Raw genomic sequence first — 16489 nt, 5'->3', positions numbered from 1 at the left:
CTTCATCCTTCACCCCCTCTATGAAACACGCTTTTCGTTTGTTTGCTACTTCTGCCTGCGTGGCGACTCTTCTTTCTGCTTGCGGCTCCAAGGACGCCACCACCGCAGAAACCACTAGCACTAGTACTTCCGAAACAGCTTCCACTACTCCTGCCGTTACCACCGAAACCACACCCGCGGCTACCCCAGTTACTGAAACAGTTAGCACCACCGGAGCGGCCGCCTTTGATATAAACTCGGTGCCGGTGTCAAATGTGACCCTAGGTGCCTTTCCGTACCTAACCTCCTTGCAAGGCTACCGCACCCGCTACGACAGCGACAGCACCGGCTTTGACTTTGACCGGGTGTACATCTACGACGGCAAAAACATTGTGCCCGTGGAAGGCAAAGTGGTATTTCGTCAGTTCCGCCCCGTGGATTCCAAGAAGGCGGCTTCTGAACTCATGATATTGCGCAACTACGAAAACCTGGTGAAGAACCTTGGCGGCGTAAAAGTGTACTCGGGTGAAATTGACAAAGACGTGCTGAAGAAGTTCGGGGAGGCCGAATACGACAAGCACAGCGGCTCCCTGCGTTCTTACTTTAGCACCGACACCTACGTTATTCGGCAGAAAGACAAAGAGGTGTGGGTACAGGTGCAAGCCCACGACAACGATTACCGGTTGAGTGTAGTAGAGCGAGCCGCTATGCCCCAGCAGGCATCGGTTATGCCGGCCACTGAGCTAAAAAAAAACTAGATGCAGAAGGCCATGTGGCCCTCTACGTGAACTTCGACACCGACAAAGCCACCATCCGGCCTGAGTCGGAGCCGACGGTGCTGGAGGTGCTGACCTTGTTGCAACAGTACCCGCAGCTACAGCTAGCCGTGCAGGGCCACACCGACAATGCCGGAACTCCGCAACACAACCAGCAGCTCTCGGAGGCTCGGGCGTCGGCTGTGGTAGCTTCGCTTACTAGGGCTGGGATTGACAGCAAGCGCCTGCAGGTAGCAGGGTTTGGCCAAAGCAAACCCCTAGCCGACAATGCTACTGAGCAAGGCAAAGCCCAAAACCGCCGGGTAGAGCTCGTGAAGCGGTAGTCTTTTCAATACCACACAAAAGCCTGTTCTGAGCTCAGAACAGGCTTTTGTGTTAATTATAGGAGATAACACTCTACCGGTTGCTACCCTACTCAGGCCCCTAACGTGCGCCACAACTGGCGGCGTACAGGACCATCATTGCGCAGAATTTTTCGGACAGGTATCCAGGCGGTTAGCGCAATCAAGAGGGCTAGTGCGATGCGGGCCCACCACCAAGGAAGCAAGTACAAGGCGCCCGCTGAGCTGAGGGTAAGCACGCTCATGAGCGACGAGGTATTGTTGCGCAGATTGGTAAAATCGATGTTTTTATGGATGGCTTTGGCTTTGTGCAGGCTGCTCCACAGGCCTAGTGACAAAAACGTGAGGGCCGATAGTGGCAGCAGGCCCAGCAACTCCCACTTCTGGCGCGGAAATATACTGAGCACCACCACCGCCGATAGCAGGCAATCCAGCAAGACCACGGGCACGGCCAGCCGCAGATACAGAGGCAGCAACCGGGGCGTAAGCCCCAAGCGGCTCAGCTCATTGGCCGTAATGGGCCACAAGTAGCCAAACAGGTTATTGTTGACATACGTGAACCCGATTACCGGCATAAACGACACGTAAAACATGCCGGCCATCATGTCCGTGTGGCCTCGCATTGTCAGGATGCCGCAGCCTACCAGCAGTAGGGTTTTAAACACGAGCCCCATCAGGAGCGGCACCCAGGTTTTGCGCAGGTACGATTTGCCTTCCGGCGAGAAGCGGGCCAGCCACTGACTATCAGAGTGGCCATCGGGGCGGCGCGTCAGGTTGCGGCTGCTGAAGTACGGGCCGATACTACGCAGCGCAACCGCCCACAGTACTAGGGGCCCGGCTACGGCCAACCCTATCAGTACGGGCACGCTGCCGGCCGGAACGGCCCCCAGGCTGGCACTAAGCCAACCGGCTGCCGCCACTAGGCACAGCCCATTCAGCAGCACCAGCACATGGCGCCATCGGCCCAGAGAAAAAAGCAGCCGCAGGTTAAAACTAGCTGTGGAGGCGCTCAGCAGTACGGCCAAACTAAGCCCCAAGGAAGGCCAGAAGCGCGGCGCCCCCAGCAACGCCACCACTAGAAACAACAGCAGCAACAGCCGCCGCATGGTAAGTAAGTCCAGCAGAAAAGCCGTCAGAACGCTGAGCCGCGCCGGTACCGGATAATGATCAGGGAACAGAGACTGCACCGGGCGGTACGTGGGCAGAAAGTCGACCAGCAGCGTGGTGAGAAACAGGGTACTGTTGAGCCCTGCCAGCATGGTCCGTATCTGACCAGTGTGATTGGGCTCAGTATGGTTGAGCAGATACGCCAGACCACATCCGTAGAGCACGCCCAGTACCCCAATTAGCAGCCGAATTGCCTGCTCTCCGCCGGCATTCGGCCAAACGGTTTCCCGCAGCCGACGACCTAGTACATACGGCAGAAAATGGCCTAACGCGCCGCTGTGAGCCATGTCAGGTCTTGTTGGGTAGTGGTGGCCGGGTGCAGCAGGTGCAACAGGGCTTCGTTCAGGTACGTGGTGCGGCCCTGCACAAACGCATCCATGGTGCCCCAGTATTTCACTTCGCTTTCGTCCAGAATCAGCAGATGAGTGGCAATTTTCTCAATGTGCCCCAGGTTGTGCGACGAAATGAAGGTGAGGGCTTGGGCGCGGTAGCTACCTAGCAGCTCCAGCATGCGCTCCGCCGAAAACACATCAAGGCCATTGAGCGGCTCGTCCAGAATCAAGAGCTCAGGCCGGTGCAGCAGGCAAGAAACCACGGCTACTTTCTGCTTCATGCCTGTTGAAAAAGAGCTCAGTCGTTTGTGGCGTACGGTGTCAAACTCTTCCAGCAAATGGCGGAGCAAGCTTTCGATTCGGGGGGCGGCGTCGGGCAATTCGTAAATGCGGGCCACAAACTGCAGGTATTCCTCGGCGGTGAGTTGCTCTACTAGGTGGCCCTGGTTTACCAAGGCTCCAATGCGGCGCTTTACTTGTACCGGGAAGGTTTCTCCTAGCGGCACTCCATCCAGCAGCATGCTACCTGAAGTAGGCAGAAGCGCATTGGTCAGCAGGTTAAATAAGGTGCTTTTGCCGGCCCCATTCCGCCCCAGCACTCCCACGCAGTAACCAGTGGAAGCCGTCAGGCTCAGATTGCGCAGCACTGTTTTGGGCCCGAATGATTTGGTGAGCTCGTGTAAGGTTAACTCCATGTGCACTTCATCACGTACATAGCGCTGCCTGCTTCCAGGACTAGCATTTCAGGTAGCAAGATAGGGTTTTACCTCGGCCGTAGACGAGTAACTCAGCCCACAAAAAAGCCCTTCCGAGCACGCTCGAAAAGGCTGAACCAACACCTGAACGGCGCTAGTACGGAGCTACTGCCGGCGGCAGCCAGCGTGGGAGCGGACTTTGGTGTACTGAAAAGCGAAGTCGGCGAGGTTACGGTTATCGGTGACGAAGAGCACATAATCGGCGAAGTCGCGCGAGTCGGTCAGGGACCAGAGGCCGGCTTTATCGGCGAAGAGCTTGTTGGTTTCCTGGTACACCAGCACATCAGCAAAGGCTTCTTCGGTTTCCTGATACACAACCCCAAAGCATTGGCTGCGGCGCCGCGGATCCGTTTCCAGGTACACCGAGCCAAAAATCCGGCAGGGGTCCACGGAGACCACCGCAGCAGCGGCCAGTGGCACACGCGGAGCCGGCTGAAACGGATTCAGGGCCAGCATTCCGGCAGCAAGCAGGGTTGAGAGCATAGGTAGGGGTAGTAATGAACGCGTAAACGAGGCTTGTCAGCGTAAGCAAAAAAAGAACCTGACCACGAGCGTAAGAGTTGCCAAGGCAACTTTCGTTCCAGCGTGGTCAGGTTCTTTCTTCGTCAGATGACAGGCCCCTGGTACCTAGGCCCTGGTGAGGGCTAGAACGACTTGATAATGTCGGTGAAGTCGCGGGATTTCAACGAGGCACCGCCAATGAGTCCGCCATCTACATCGGGCTGGCTGAACAGCTCACGGGCGTTCTGGGCGTTGGCCGAGCCGCCGTACAGAATAGTAGTGTTCAGGGCTGCTTCGGCGTCGTAGGCGCGAGCAATCTGCTCCCGAATGAAGGCGTGCACCTCCTGGGCTTGGGCGCTGGTAGCGGTTTTGCCGGTGCCAATAGCCCAAATGGGTTCGTAGGCAATTACTACCTGATCAAACTCCTCATTGGAGAGGTGAAACAACCCGTCTTTCAGCTGCTTGCTGATGTAGTTGAAGGTTTCGTCGGCCTCGCGGGTTTCCAGGCTCTCGCCCACGCAGAAAATGGGTTTCAGGCCAGCCGCCAAGGCAGCTTTCAACTTCTGGCTCAGCAGTTCATCGTCTTCACGGAAATACTGACGGCGCTCGGAGTGGCCCAGAATCACGTACTCAGCCCCTACCGACTGCAGCATCTTGGCCGATACTTCGCCGGTGAACGCGCCAGATTCCTTCTGGTGGCAGTTTTGCGCGCCCAAGTGAATGCGGCCGCCTTCGGGCAGCTGTTTGCCAATAGCCGTCAGGAACGGGAAGGGCGGACACACCACTACCTCCACCTGGGAGCCAGTTACTTCGTCCTGCACCATGTTCACGATTTCGGAGATGAGCGCCTGACCGTCCTGGAGAGTGGTATTCATTTTCCAGTTGCCGGCCACAATATTCTTACGCATAGCGGAAAGGATTGAGGTTGGGAGTTGGGGCGCAAGTTAGCAGGATGCACCGGGCTCATGCAGCTAGCCTAAAGTTTGTGGCGTTTCAGCGGTCAATTGGGTTTGCCGTAGGCTGAGGGCTAGGCCGGCTCCGGCTACCAGCACGGCAGCACCTAACGCACTCCAGGCCAACAGCTGTGCATCAGCTATTCCCTTGCGCGCCACCCAGATGCCTAGTAAACCCCATGCCACCGCCGCCGGATACGCCAGCTCCCGAAAACGATTGGCAACACCCAGCGCAATGAGGGCCGTAACTCCCACCAACACTGTGGCAATGGCTATGCCCATAGCCGCGGAAACCTGCCAGAGCGCCCCCAGCGTGAGCGTAACATTCACAACGGTTGCCACCGAAATCCAGCCTAGGTACAGGCCAAACGGCACGGTGCTGTACCAGGGTGCCGCACCCTGTTGCACTAAGCGCCGGCTTCGGCCATACACGAGGGCTAGGCCAGTCAGAATCAACAGCATCACCACCATACTCGGTACCAGCAGCTCATAGGCAAACACCACCAGCCACAGCCCCGTCAGCACGTTCACGAATACGAGCGGTTTGGCTACCGCATCGGGCAGTGGGTTGCGGCGCTGGGCCGGCAGCAGCTGCCACACCGCGTAAGCCAGCAGGCTCAGAAAAATCAGGCCCCAAATGCTGAAGGCGTAACCTGCGGGCGTGAGGGGCGTCGGGTATTTATAGGATACCTGCGCGTTCGTCTGCCCATTAAAAGGATAACGCTGCGAAACGTAGTTCAAGCCAATATTGCCTACAATGGCCGCAACAGCGGCCCAGCGCCATACACGGCTTGCAGATGAAACAGAATAGGCGGCAGCAGTAGCAGGTTGCGGGGGAGCAGGTTGCATAGAGCAGTGAAAAGCGAGTGAGTGTAGCGTACTTTTAGCACAACTGTACGCAGCGGTATTGGTTGCCGGTTACTGCTTACCTAGTATCGTCGCGGATGCCGTGCTGCTTGTAGCGGAAATTCAAAGTAGTTGATACGCTGAACCGGTGCCGTCCTACTTCCGCCAGCCGGTCGCCGCCAAACCGAAGGTTGTAGCCATACAGCAAGTTTACAAAGCCGCCCGCGCCTACGCCTAGGGCCGGCGCCAGCACCAACTGGCCTTTGGTAAAGTTAGTGTAGTAGGCGGCCGATAGGTCGCCGCCCAAGGCCATAGCCCCAAACGAGTAACCGACTTTCGGGCCGATCAACAGCTTATCTTTCGTAAAGCGAAAATCAGTAGCTACGTACGGGCCACCACTTGCCACGCCCAGCGCCTGCCACTGCACCCGATGCCGAACCAGCCCGATTTCCAGCCACGACTTCGGCTGAAACGCGCCGCCCACGCGCACCACTGTACGCGGTGGCGCGTGGTAGCGGGCCCGTTGGCGGTTGGCCAATGAGTCGGGAGTTTGCGCCTGCAAGATGTTTGTTATCAATGTACCGGCAGCCACAAGGCCCAGCACTCTGCGGATATGCATAAAAAAAGAGGCGCCCGTTACAGGGCGCCTCTAATCTAGAGGATAGTTTGCATACTAGGTCTTGCCGGAGGTGCAAATGAGCTTTGGCCTACTTGGCAGCCTAGTAGCTTACAGCTTTTCGGCCAGGAACCGCGCGGTGTGGTTGGTATCCTTGAGCTTCACCATTTCCTCGGGCGTACCCTCGAACAGCAGATGACCGCCATTAATGCCGCCTTCGGGTCCGAGGTCAATCACCCAGTCAGCGCACTTAATGATGTCCATGTTGTGCTCGATGATGAGCACCGAGTTGCCTTGCTCCACCAGCGCATTCAGGGCCGTCATCAGCTTATTGATGTCATGGAAGTGCAGGCCGGTGCTGGGTTCATCGAAGATGAACAGGATTTTATCGTTCTGCAGGGTGTTGCCCTTGGTCAGGAACGAAGCCAGTTTTACGCGCTGGGCCTCGCCGCCGGAAAGCGTATTAGCCGACTGTCCCAACCGAATGTAACCAAGCCCTACGTCGTCGAGGGGCTTTAACCGTTCTACAATTTTGGGCTGGCCTTTGAAGAAGTCGATGCTGTCTTCAATGGTCATTTCTAGCACCTCATTGATGCTTTTCTCCTGAAACTTCACGTCCAGAATATCCTGCTTGAACTTGCGGCCCTCGCAGGCTTCGCAGGTCAGGTAGATATCGGCCATGAACTGCATTTCAATCTTCACCTGGCCCTCGCCCTGGCACACCTCGCAGCGGCCGCCATCAATATTGAAGCTGAAGTGCGAGGGTTTGAAGCCGCGGGCTTTGGCTAGCTGCTGATCGGCGAACAGGGCTCGGATGGCATCGTAGGCCTTCACGTAGGTAACCGGGTTCGAGCGGCTGCTTTTGCCGATGGGGTTCTGGTCTACGAACTCCACGTGCGTTACCTGCCCGTTCACGCCCATCAGGCGGTCGAACTTACCGGTAGCTTCCCCGGCCCCGCCGCCGAGCTGCTTGAGCAGAGCCGGCGCCAGAATCCGCCGAATCAGCGTCGACTTACCCGAGCCCGACACGCCCGTAACTACCGTCATCACGTTCAGCGGAAACTTCACCGCCACGTTCTTGAGGTTGTTTTCGCGGGCGCCGGTTAGCTCCAGGGCGTTGCGCCAGGGACGGCGGGTTTTTGGAACTACTACCTCCATTTTCCCGCTCAAGTACTGACCGGTATACGTGTCGGTATCCTTTAGAATCTCCTCGTAAGTGCCCTGGAACATCAGGTTGCCGCCGCCGCTACCGGCTTCGGGGCCGATATCGATGATCTGGTCGGCTTCTTCCATGATTTTCTCCTCGTGCTCTACCACAATCACGGTGTTGCCGAGTTGCTGCAACGAGCGTAGTACGCCAATGAGCTGCTCGGCATCCTTGGGGTGCAGGCCAATGCTGGGTTCGTCGAGAATATACATAGAACCAACCAGGGCTGAGCCCAATGAGGTAGCTAGTGAAATGCGCTGGCTCTCGCCACCTGAAAGCGTGCTGCTCAGGCGGTTTAAGGTCAGGTAGCCCAGGCCCACACGGTTCAGGTACTCCAAGCGGTTCGTGACTTCCGTTACCAGGCGCTCGGCTACTTTGGCTTCGTGCTCGGGCAGGTCTAGCGTCTGGAAGAACTCCAAGGCCCGACTTACGGGTAGCAGTACCAGATCGGTAATGCTCTGCTCCTGAATTTTAACGTACTGGGCATCCTTCCGCAGGCGCGTGCCGCGGCAGTCGGGGCAAGTGGTGCGGCCCCGGTAGCGGCTTTGCAGCACCCGGTACTGGATTTTGTGGGTTTGCGAGGCCACCCACTTAAAGTAGGCGTCGAGGCCCTCGAAATACTTGTTGCCTTTCCAGAGCAGCGTGCGCTCGGCTTCGCTCAGCTCGTTGTAGGGCCGGTGAATCGGGAAATCGAAGCGGATACCGTTTTTAAGCAAAGGCTTCAGCCACTCGCTCTGCTTGTCGGTGCGCCAAGGGGCAATGGCTCCCTCATACACCGTCATGCTCTTGTCCGGAATTACTAGGTCTTCGTCAATGCCCAACACCGAGCCGAAGCCTTCGCAGGTTTGGCAGGCGCCGTAGGGGTTGTTGAAGGAGAAGAAGTTAACGCTGGGCTCCTCAAATACCTCGCCGTCCAGCTCAAAGCGGTCGGAGAAGATGCGCGTTTCATTGTCGAGCTTTACAATGCAAGTGCCGTGGCCCTCGAAGAAGGCCGTTTGCACGGAGTCGGCGAGGCGGAACGTCAGGTCTTCGTCGCCGGGCTGAATGGCGGCGCGGTCAATCATGATGTGCACGTCGCCGGTTACTTCGGGCTGGCCTTCGGCAATGAGTTCCTCAATGAAGGCCGTTTCGCCGTTCACTACCACGCGGCTGTAGCCTTTCTGCAAGAGCAGATCCAGCTCCTTGCTCATAGGGCGGCCATCCTCGGAGGGTAGCAGCGGCGAGAGCAGCATCACGCGCGTGCCTTCGGGCAAATGCATGAGGTAGTCCACTACATCCGCTACGTTATCCTTACGCACCTGCTCGCCGCTGATGGGCGAATACGTGCGGCCAACGCGGGCGAAGAGCAGCTTGAGGTAATCGTAAATCTCGGTGCTGGTGCCTACCGTCGAACGGTTGTTCTTGATGCTGACCTTCTGCTCAATGGCAATGGCCGGCGAGATGCCCCGGATGTAGTCCACATCGGGCTTATCCATGCGGCCCAAAAACTGGCGAGCGTAGCTGCTGAGGCTCTCCACGTACATGCGCTGGCCTTCCGCATACAGCGTATCAAACGCCAACGACGACTTGCCGGAGCCCGATAAGCCCGTAACGACAATGAACTTGTTGCGTGGCAGCGCTACGCTGAGGTTTTTGAGGTTGTGAACCCTAGCGTTTTTTATCAGGATAAACTCGCGCGGGTCGAGCTGGTCAATCGGATCAGCCGCGGGGGCGGCTACTTGCAGAGCGGAATTGTCGGCCATAGGTCAGTAAACAGCCGCGGGCTAAGGTTTGGTTTCGTTTAGAGTAAGGCTGCCTAATTCGAGGTTACGAAGGTAGGACAATTAGCGCGAGCAGGGTGGTTTGGCTACGTCAAATGCCTAGTACAACCCAGCCTGGTTCGCTACATCGTGTTGCGTACCCTTAGCTACGCAAGCAATGCCCGGAATGACTTGGCTTGTGGCATCTTTATCGCCCTGAAGAGGCTAGTGAGAGGCATTAGGTTTACTTCGTTCCGCGCATAAAGGCCGCAATAGCCTGGCAGACTACGTGCACGTGCTCCTCCTGCATACCCGGCCAGAGCGGCAGGCTTAGGCAGGTCTGGGCTATTTCGGTGGCGATGGGGAAGGCGCCAGTGGTAATCTGCAAGGCGGCGTAGGCATGCTGCTGGTGCGGCGGCACGGGATAATGGATGAGGGTGCCGATGCCTTTTTCGGTCAGATAGCGTTGCAGCGCATCCCGCTCTCTGGTGCGGATTACATACAGATGATAGACATGCGTGGCCCCTGGAGCTGTTGCCGGAAGTATAATCTCGGGAATGTCAGCCAGACGCGCATCGTACCACGCCGCAATCTGCTGGCGTTGCTGGGTCCAGTTGGACAAGTGGGGCAACTTCACGCTCAACACTGAGGCCTGCAGCTCATCCAACCGCGAATTGTAGCCGATTACCTCGTTGAAGTATTTGCGGTCAGAGCCGTAGTTACGTAAGGTGCGCAGCGTGGCGGCTAGCTGCTCGTCGTTGGTGGTTATAGCGCCGGCATCCCCTAGGGCGCCTAGGTTTTTGCCAGGATAGAAGCTAGTGCCATTGGCGTGGCCAAAGCTGCCGGTTGGCTGCCCATAGTAAGCCGCGCCCTGGGCTTGCGCATTGTCTTCTACTACCCATAAGTTATGCTGCTGCGCTAGTGCCATGAGCGGCTCCATCTCACAGGCTTGCCCGTATAGATGCACCGGCATAATAGCCTTCGTGCGGGGCGTAATAGCTGCTTCAACTAGCTCCGGGTTGAGGTTATAGGTGGTCAGGCGAGGCTCTACTGGCACCGGCGTAGCCCCCAGGTAAGACACGGCCAGCCAGGTAGCAATGTAAGTGTTCGACGGAACAAGTACCTCGTCTCCGGCCTGAATCCCCAGCGCTTTAAGTGCCAGAAACAAGGCATCGAGACCATTGGCCACTCCAATGCAGTGCGTAGTACCGGAATACGTGGCGTACTCGCGTTCAAACTGCTTTACTGCTTCTCCCAGCACATACCACTGCGAATCGTATACCCGCTCCATGGCCTGCAACACCTGCGCGCGTACCGCCTGGTTTTGAGGGCCAAAGGAAAGAAAGGGTATATTCATCTTACAGGGGGCCAGCCGCTAGCCCGCCGGAGCCGGGCAACTTACCTTTTGCGACGGAAAGCCTTTTTGTTAAGCAAGGCCAATGGCTTGGCAGGGTTAAGTTAGGGGTGGGGTCATCTTCCGAAACTCCTCATATTGCCGAATATAGTCGGCTTCCTCATACGGGCGAGAGGCCAGCACCAATTGTACCGCATTGCTGGAGTACTGCATGGTATGCCACACATACGGTGGAATGTAGATGCCTGTGCTAGGGTCTTCTAGCCGGAAAGTAGCTAGTTCGCCGCTCACCGTTTCGGTCATAACGATGATGCGCCCAGCCACGGCCACTAACACTTGATGGGTATGGTGGTGGGCATGCCGGCCGCGCACAATGCTTTCCGGCGTGTGATACGTCCAGAAAACGCGCTGCACTGCAAATGGAACTGCTTTCTGCTCTTCAACAACCGAAATAAACCCAACATCCGGCTCGCCTATCTTCGGAAATTCTATGAGATGCGGACGGTTCATGGATTGGCGGTGGAAAGCACCCTAGTAGGCAAACGAAGGTAGGCAGTAAGTTTTTCTCTAATGCGCCCCGCAGCTGCAATTACTAGGCCTTGTCTCATGAGAAACCTACACATTGCTAGGGCAGTTAGATTTGGGAAGGCAAAAGTAAGCGGGTGGTTATAACGCGCGAAACAAGCAGCCGGATAATCGCCAAATGGCGCTTACAAATTCTTAACATTGTACGACGCCTGCTAACTATTCAAAAATGCCTGTTTCTAGCCCATTAGCTTCGCTTTTTACTGTTCTACAAACCGTACTTTCCAGCGCGAAGGAAAACACTGACTTATTACGCAAAAACGAAGCTGCCACCCGCGCCGCACTGATTGACCCTATCTTGCGCGCACTCGGCTGGGATACGGCCAACGTGCAAATGGTGGAGCCGGAAAAAACCATCGGTGGCGAGCTTAGAGTAGATTACTTGCTCCATGATGCGGCTAAAAAACCTCGGCTGGTGGTAGAAGCCAAAAGCTTGGGTGCCAGCTTCGACAAGCACGGCTACGTGAGCAAAGTGCTAGGCTACGCGCTAGGCTTCAAGGTACAGACGGTGTTTATTACCGACGGGCTGAACTGGCATTGTTACTCCAACCTGCACAAAGGCAACACGGAAGCCACCACTTTCACCCTCGCTGAAGACAACCTACTTTATGCTGCTCTCCAACTAGTTCAGTGGCTGGATGCAGCGCACAGCGGTTTTGGCATAAACACCATTCTGGGTGCTGCAACCCAAACTACTACCACGGCTTCAGCTATTCCAGCAGTTCAAAAGCCAGTGCCGCCAGTTGCGCAAGTTACAGCACCTAGCGTACTGGCTACGGGAGTGTTTGTGGAGTTAACACGCATTAACACACTAGAACTACAGTCTGACCAGAAGCCCAAGAAACTTCGGCTCCCCGATGGTTCTATAGTTCCTCTGCAATCGTGGAAGGATATCTTAATTGAGTCTGCTCGGTTTACACTTAAGCACAATCCTGAAATCTCACTCCCCTTAATAGATAAGACAGGGAAAACAAGGCATCTTTTTAGAGAGGAAAAACCTGAAGGGCTCTCCAGCACGCGCATTGACTATAAGGGAAAGCCACTCTTCATTTACACGCATTACCGCGCCTCAAATTGCGTTGCAAACGCGCTGTATGCCTTAACACTTGTTCCGTCTGCGCTTCAGAAGGTAATTCCTGCAGTAAGTTTTTGACCTCCCATTTCATCTACCGTACGAGGTGAGGCGCCAGCGTCCGGGTCCAGATATCGTAGCCAGTGCGGGTCATGTGCAGGCCGTCTTCCAGATACAGCTCCGGGCGCGGCTTGCCGTTAGGGCCGAGCATGGGCGTACTCACATCCACGAAACGCAGGTGCTTATGGTGCTGCTCAATATATTGTCGGATGAGGCGGTTGGCTTCCTGCATCTGCGGATACAGCGCCCACCGGGCTAGACTAGGCTTAATCGAAAGGAAAACCACCGGTGTCTGGCGTAGCTTCTTGTTTTGGCGCATCAGCTTCTCAAACGCCAGAAACGATGCATATACCTGTTGTGGGGTAGCACCAGCCGCAATATCGTTATCGCCTTCATAGAGCACTACCTGGCGCGGCTGGTACGTTGCCACCAACTGCTCAAATAGCGCATTGGCATCAGGAAAGCGGGAGCCCCCAAAGCCACGGTTCAGAACGGGCCGACCCGGGAAATCAGTGGCCAGCGTTTGCCACATCCGGATAGAGGAGCTGCCATAAAACAGGATGGGCTTTTTTGGCGGTGGCACTAGCTTATCCTGCCGCGTAAAGCCCGCCAATTCAGCGCTCCATTGAGCCGGGTTAGAGGCAGCGGGAGGACTAGTCTGGGCAAAGCCGCGCAGGCTTATCAGCAGTAGCAACAGCCCTATACTGGCGCGAAGCAGGCAAGTATATCGCATAAGAAATAGAACCTCAAAAAGCCATTTGATGACTATGTTCAGGCAAAGTAACAGTTCCGGCTCAGGAAGCACTACCAAAGAGGCTGCATGTATTGAGTACAGGCCAGTTCCTACAGCCGCTTTTCGGCTCTATTGGGGCTAGCGTAACAGGCTGCCAAAATATTCAACCAACTCTATATCATGGAGCCGGGCAATGGTCTGGTTTTTTTCATGTTTTTTAGGCCGTAGCGTATCCTCTTTCGCCCTTCTTAAGTTAGAGGCAACACGGGCGCTGGTTTGTGTGCGCTAAGTTTAATATTTTCAGACTCCGCGGGGCTTTAAAGCGGTAGAATATCACTGTTGACTTTCATTTTATGAAGAAACGCATACCCTCGTTTTTACTGGTTTGGCTTTTGTGCTGTCTACCGTGCCTAGCGCTGGCAGCAGGAACGCCACCGCTTGTGCTGAACGGACAGTGGAAAGGCCCTTTAAAGGTGCCAGGAGGGCAGCTCACGCTCATTATTACGGTGGTTCCACTTTCCAACGGCTCGTATTATGCAGCCCTCGATGCGCCTCAGCAGCGCATCAGCCGCATGCCCGCCGAGGTAGAAATCAAAGGCCTCGACATCTCGATAAGTATAGAGCAGGCCGGCAGCCGCTTTGTAGGCAAGATCAAAAATAACGGCACCCAGTTTCAGGGTACCTGGACGCAGCCTGGCCTCAGCGCCCCACTTACGCTCACGCGCATGGCGCTAACCAAAGCCGTAGCCAGCACCGAGAAGCCCCGTCTCACGCCGCCCTACCGCGAAGAAGAGGTGATGTTCACGAATCAGCAGGCCCAAATCCGGCTGGCTGGTACCCTTACTACCCCTGCCGGCCCAGGTCCTTTCCCGGCTATGGTGCTCCTCTCAGATAATGGCCCGCAAAACCGCGACGTAGAGCAGCAAGACTACCGCATGTTCGGGATGCTGGCCGACTACCTCACCCGGCGCGGTATTGCCGTACTGCGGTTTGATGACCGTGGCGTGGGCAAATCACAAGGCAACAACTCCTCTACTACCGCTGAGCTGGTCGGCGATGCGCAGGCAGCCATGGTGTTTCTGCGCAACCGCCCGCTTATTGACCAGCGCTACATTGGCCTGCTGGGCCATGGCGAGGGCGCCAACGTGGCCCTATTAGCGGCCGCTGAGCCAGCGCCCACTACGCCAGCTTTTGTAGTGTCACTTTCAGGCTACGGCCTCACGGGCCGCGACGTGATTATGCGCCAGCAGCTGGAAATTATGCGCCTCATTGGTTCTAACCCCTCGCAGGTGAAAGCAGCACTGGAGCTACACAAGGAAATGGTGGAAATCATCCGCCAAACGCCTAACGACAACCAGGCCCGCGGCAAAGTAGCCGCTACGCTGCGCTTTAATAACACCGACCTAGACCCGCACATGGCCCGGGCTCGGGCCGTTCAACTCACCTCGCCCTGGTCGAGGTACTTTCTTGATTTTGACCCTACCCGCACGTTGCCCGCGGTAAAATGCCCAGTGCTACTGCTAAGCGGCTCCAATGATTTGCTGGTTGATCCGCGCCAGAACACCGGCCCGCTGAAAAAAGGGCTCAAAAACGCTAAAGTAAAATCGATGCGGTTATCGGGCGTGAATCACTGGTTTCAGCCCGAAATGAAAGACTGGCCACTCGTAAACGGCGAGCAGCAGCCCACGTTTTCGCCCAAAGCCCTGAATACAGTTCGCGAATGGGTATTTGATAACACCACCCAGCCGTTGCCGCTGCCTACCTCCGAAAAGCCGGCTCCTTCCTCTCGCTTCAGCCTGCGGAAAACCACTAAAACAGTGCAGGCCAGCCGCTAAAAAAAGGACCGATGAAGTAGCTTCATCGGCCCTTTTTTTAGCGGAGTTACTTCCACGGGAACCTGCGGGCCGGCATTCGGTTTGTAGCCTACTATGCCGCTTCTCTGCTCTGATCTGCACGACCTACTTTCCTTCGGGATGCTGAGCCGGCATACCCTGGATATAGTTCGGCATAAGCACGGGGCTAGTGAAGGCGAGCTGTTTTCGGCGCTGATGCAGGTGCTGCGCGAGCAGCGGGTGGCTACCGACCAGTTTGCCACTAGCCCTCGCTCGGGCTTCAACCCTTTGCGCTGCGGCCCCGATGAGCACGTGTGCCGGCACTGCGGCGAAATCCTGCGAAAACGGGACGCCATGAAGCACCTTTGGCAAGCCCATGACCTAATAGTGCGCCGCGCGCCCGAAACCCATTATACTGCCGATGTGCGCCTGGCTGCCCTGTACCAAGAAGCCCGAGCGGCCGGCACCGACCCACGGCCGTTGGTAGTAGCCTGGGAAGCAACCCAGCAGTTTGAAGCACGCTTTACACCGCTGCAGCAGTCGGGCTTGCGGCGCTACTTGGTGCGGCGCAGGGGGTACACTATTCTGGTAGTAGGGGCAGCTTCCCTTAACGGTGCTTACCAGCAGCACGACCTGAAGCAGGACAATCAACGACGCGGGTTTGCTAAGTGTTTGCGTGGTACGTTTTTGCTGGTGCCCATGCGAGCCTAGCAGAATGGCTTGGGCATTTGCCAGAATTTGTGTATAAGTAGATGGTTATCCACATAGTTATACACATTTGCTACTGGTTTCAGAGGTTTAGCTGAGCATTTCGTATCTAATGGGGCGGAGCTACGTAGGAAATCAACCGCCTACCTCCTCCATTTATGATGACTTTACCCCGCCTAGTATCGGCTTCTTCCCTACTGATTATGTTGGCCGCCTGCCAGGGCCGCGAGCAGCCTTTTGGTACTGGCTCAGAAAATACGGCCACCGATAAAGATGCGGGGGCTGCTACCCTGCCGCTAGCTGCTGTGTACGCCGATACCATGCCCTGCAACGACTGCCAGGGCATTGTAACGCGCCTTGTCTTAAAACCCGACAGCTTATATGAGCTGCAGGAAACGTACCTAGGTCGCAATGAGCCAGCAAACTTCCGCCGGGGCCCTTGGCGGGTACGCGGCCAAGTGGTTACGCTAGAGCCCAGCGGCAATGCCTCGGTGCGCCGCTACACAGTTGAAGCTGATCAATCGTTGCGCCTGCTAGATGCCAACGGTGACCCCATGCCCGCTGATCAGTTGGACTATACCCTCGACCGAGCAGGCGACGGCAACTTAAACGAAGCCGGAACCCGCCGCGAGTTTACCGGCCGATACACTGCCGATGGTGCCGTTTTTATTGAGTGCGGCTCTGATAAGCGCTACACCATTGCCCAGGCCGGAGCCAGCCCTGACCTGATAAAGCAGTATGGCACCTCCCGTAAGAAAGCCGGGGAACCCGTGTTTGTGCGGGTAAGCGCTACTCTCCGCAACGCAACTAACTCCTCCGCGGAAACGCTGGAAGTAGACAAAATCCTGGAGATGAAGCCCGACCCGATTTGCCCTCAGGCCCAGAAACAGGCTTTCCAGAAATAAATACCCTAGTACAGGAGTCGGCCCCAAC

General features: G+C 56.3%; 16 protein-coding genes. 6 read left to right on the top strand and 10 right to left on the bottom strand.

Annotated features, from left to right (window positions below; all coding sequences use genetic code 11):
- The first annotated feature begins 20 nt into the window (after positions 1-20).
- Positions 21-737 carry a hypothetical protein gene (locus ACYVGU_RS13305; RefSeq protein WP_460622481.1) on the top strand — a complete coding sequence of 239 codons (717 nt, stop codon included), beginning with the start codon at positions 21-23 and terminating at the stop codon, positions 735-737.
- 14 nt (positions 738-751) lie between these two features.
- Entirely contained in the window at positions 752-1078 is a 327-nt protein-coding gene (locus ACYVGU_RS13300; protein WP_460622480.1) for an OmpA family protein, read from the top strand.
- 92 nt (positions 1079-1170) lie between these two features.
- Here ACYVGU_RS13300 and ACYVGU_RS13295 read toward each other — a convergent pair whose 3' ends face one another.
- From ACYVGU_RS13295 to ACYVGU_RS13255, 9 genes are all read right to left on the bottom strand, one after another.
- The gene (locus tag ACYVGU_RS13295; RefSeq protein WP_460622479.1) at positions 1171-2550 is read right to left on the bottom strand and encodes a hypothetical protein; all 1380 of its coding nucleotides are present in this window, start codon (positions 2548-2550) and stop codon (positions 1171-1173) included.
- Positions 2529-3290: an ABC transporter ATP-binding protein gene (locus ACYVGU_RS13290; protein ID WP_460622478.1), complete on the bottom strand. Its 762-nt coding sequence runs from the start codon at positions 3288-3290 to the stop codon at positions 2529-2531. The genes ACYVGU_RS13295 and ACYVGU_RS13290 overlap by 22 nt, the downstream gene beginning before the upstream one ends.
- A gap of 165 nt (positions 3291-3455) precedes the next feature.
- The gene (locus ACYVGU_RS13285) at positions 3456-3833 is read right to left on the bottom strand and encodes a DUF6150 family protein (RefSeq protein ID WP_460622477.1); all 378 of its coding nucleotides are present in this window, start codon (positions 3831-3833) and stop codon (positions 3456-3458) included.
- Between the two features lie 161 nt (positions 3834-3994).
- Positions 3995-4759, bottom strand: a complete 765-nt coding sequence (gene tpiA / locus ACYVGU_RS13280) for a triose-phosphate isomerase family protein (protein ID WP_460622476.1) — start codon at positions 4757-4759, stop codon at positions 3995-3997.
- A 63-nt stretch (positions 4760-4822) separates the two neighbouring features.
- Positions 4823-5653: a hypothetical protein gene (locus ACYVGU_RS13275; protein ID WP_460622475.1), complete on the bottom strand. Its 831-nt coding sequence runs from the start codon at positions 5651-5653 to the stop codon at positions 4823-4825.
- A 76-nt stretch (positions 5654-5729) separates the two neighbouring features.
- Positions 5730-6269 carry a hypothetical protein gene (locus ACYVGU_RS13270; protein ID WP_460622474.1) on the bottom strand — a complete coding sequence of 180 codons (540 nt, stop codon included), beginning with the start codon at positions 6267-6269 and terminating at the stop codon, positions 5730-5732.
- A gap of 108 nt (positions 6270-6377) precedes the next feature.
- On the bottom strand, positions 6378-9215 hold the full coding sequence (gene uvrA / locus ACYVGU_RS13265) for an excinuclease ABC subunit UvrA (RefSeq protein ID WP_460622473.1): 2838 nt from the start codon (positions 9213-9215) through the stop codon (positions 6378-6380).
- Positions 9216-9456: 241 nt separating this feature from the next.
- Entirely contained in the window at positions 9457-10569 is a 1113-nt protein-coding gene (locus tag ACYVGU_RS13260) for a DegT/DnrJ/EryC1/StrS family aminotransferase (protein WP_460622472.1), read from the bottom strand.
- 96 nt (positions 10570-10665) lie between these two features.
- The gene (locus tag ACYVGU_RS13255) at positions 10666-11076 is read right to left on the bottom strand and encodes a sugar 3,4-ketoisomerase (RefSeq protein WP_460622471.1); all 411 of its coding nucleotides are present in this window, start codon (positions 11074-11076) and stop codon (positions 10666-10668) included.
- A 244-nt stretch (positions 11077-11320) separates the two neighbouring features.
- Here ACYVGU_RS13255 and ACYVGU_RS13250 point away from each other — a divergent pair, with 244 nt between their 5' ends.
- Positions 11321-12304 (top strand): hypothetical protein, encoded by a 984-nt coding sequence (locus tag ACYVGU_RS13250; protein WP_460622470.1) that lies wholly within the window; start codon positions 11321-11323, stop codon positions 12302-12304.
- A gap of 13 nt (positions 12305-12317) precedes the next feature.
- Here ACYVGU_RS13250 and ACYVGU_RS13245 read toward each other — a convergent pair whose 3' ends face one another.
- On the bottom strand, positions 12318-13016 hold the full coding sequence (locus tag ACYVGU_RS13245; protein WP_460622469.1) for an SGNH/GDSL hydrolase family protein: 699 nt from the start codon (positions 13014-13016) through the stop codon (positions 12318-12320).
- Between the two features lie 353 nt (positions 13017-13369).
- Here ACYVGU_RS13245 and ACYVGU_RS13240 point away from each other — a divergent pair, with 353 nt between their 5' ends.
- From ACYVGU_RS13240 to ACYVGU_RS13230, 3 genes are all read left to right on the top strand, one after another.
- Entirely contained in the window at positions 13370-14851 is a 1482-nt protein-coding gene (locus tag ACYVGU_RS13240) for an alpha/beta hydrolase family protein (protein WP_460622468.1), read from the top strand.
- 93 nt (positions 14852-14944) lie between these two features.
- Complete coding sequence (locus ACYVGU_RS13235) at positions 14945-15559, top strand: hypothetical protein (RefSeq protein WP_460622467.1); 615 nt, start codon at positions 14945-14947, stop codon at positions 15557-15559.
- A gap of 155 nt (positions 15560-15714) precedes the next feature.
- Positions 15715-16461, top strand: a complete 747-nt coding sequence (locus tag ACYVGU_RS13230) for a copper resistance protein NlpE N-terminal domain-containing protein (RefSeq protein WP_460622466.1) — start codon at positions 15715-15717, stop codon at positions 16459-16461.
- The last annotated feature ends 28 nt before the right edge of the window (positions 16462-16489 follow it).

Source organism: Hymenobacter tenuis (assembly GCF_054780495.1).
The sequence above is the reverse complement of the archived record's forward strand: the minus strand, read 5'-3'. Positions and strand labels throughout refer to the sequence as shown.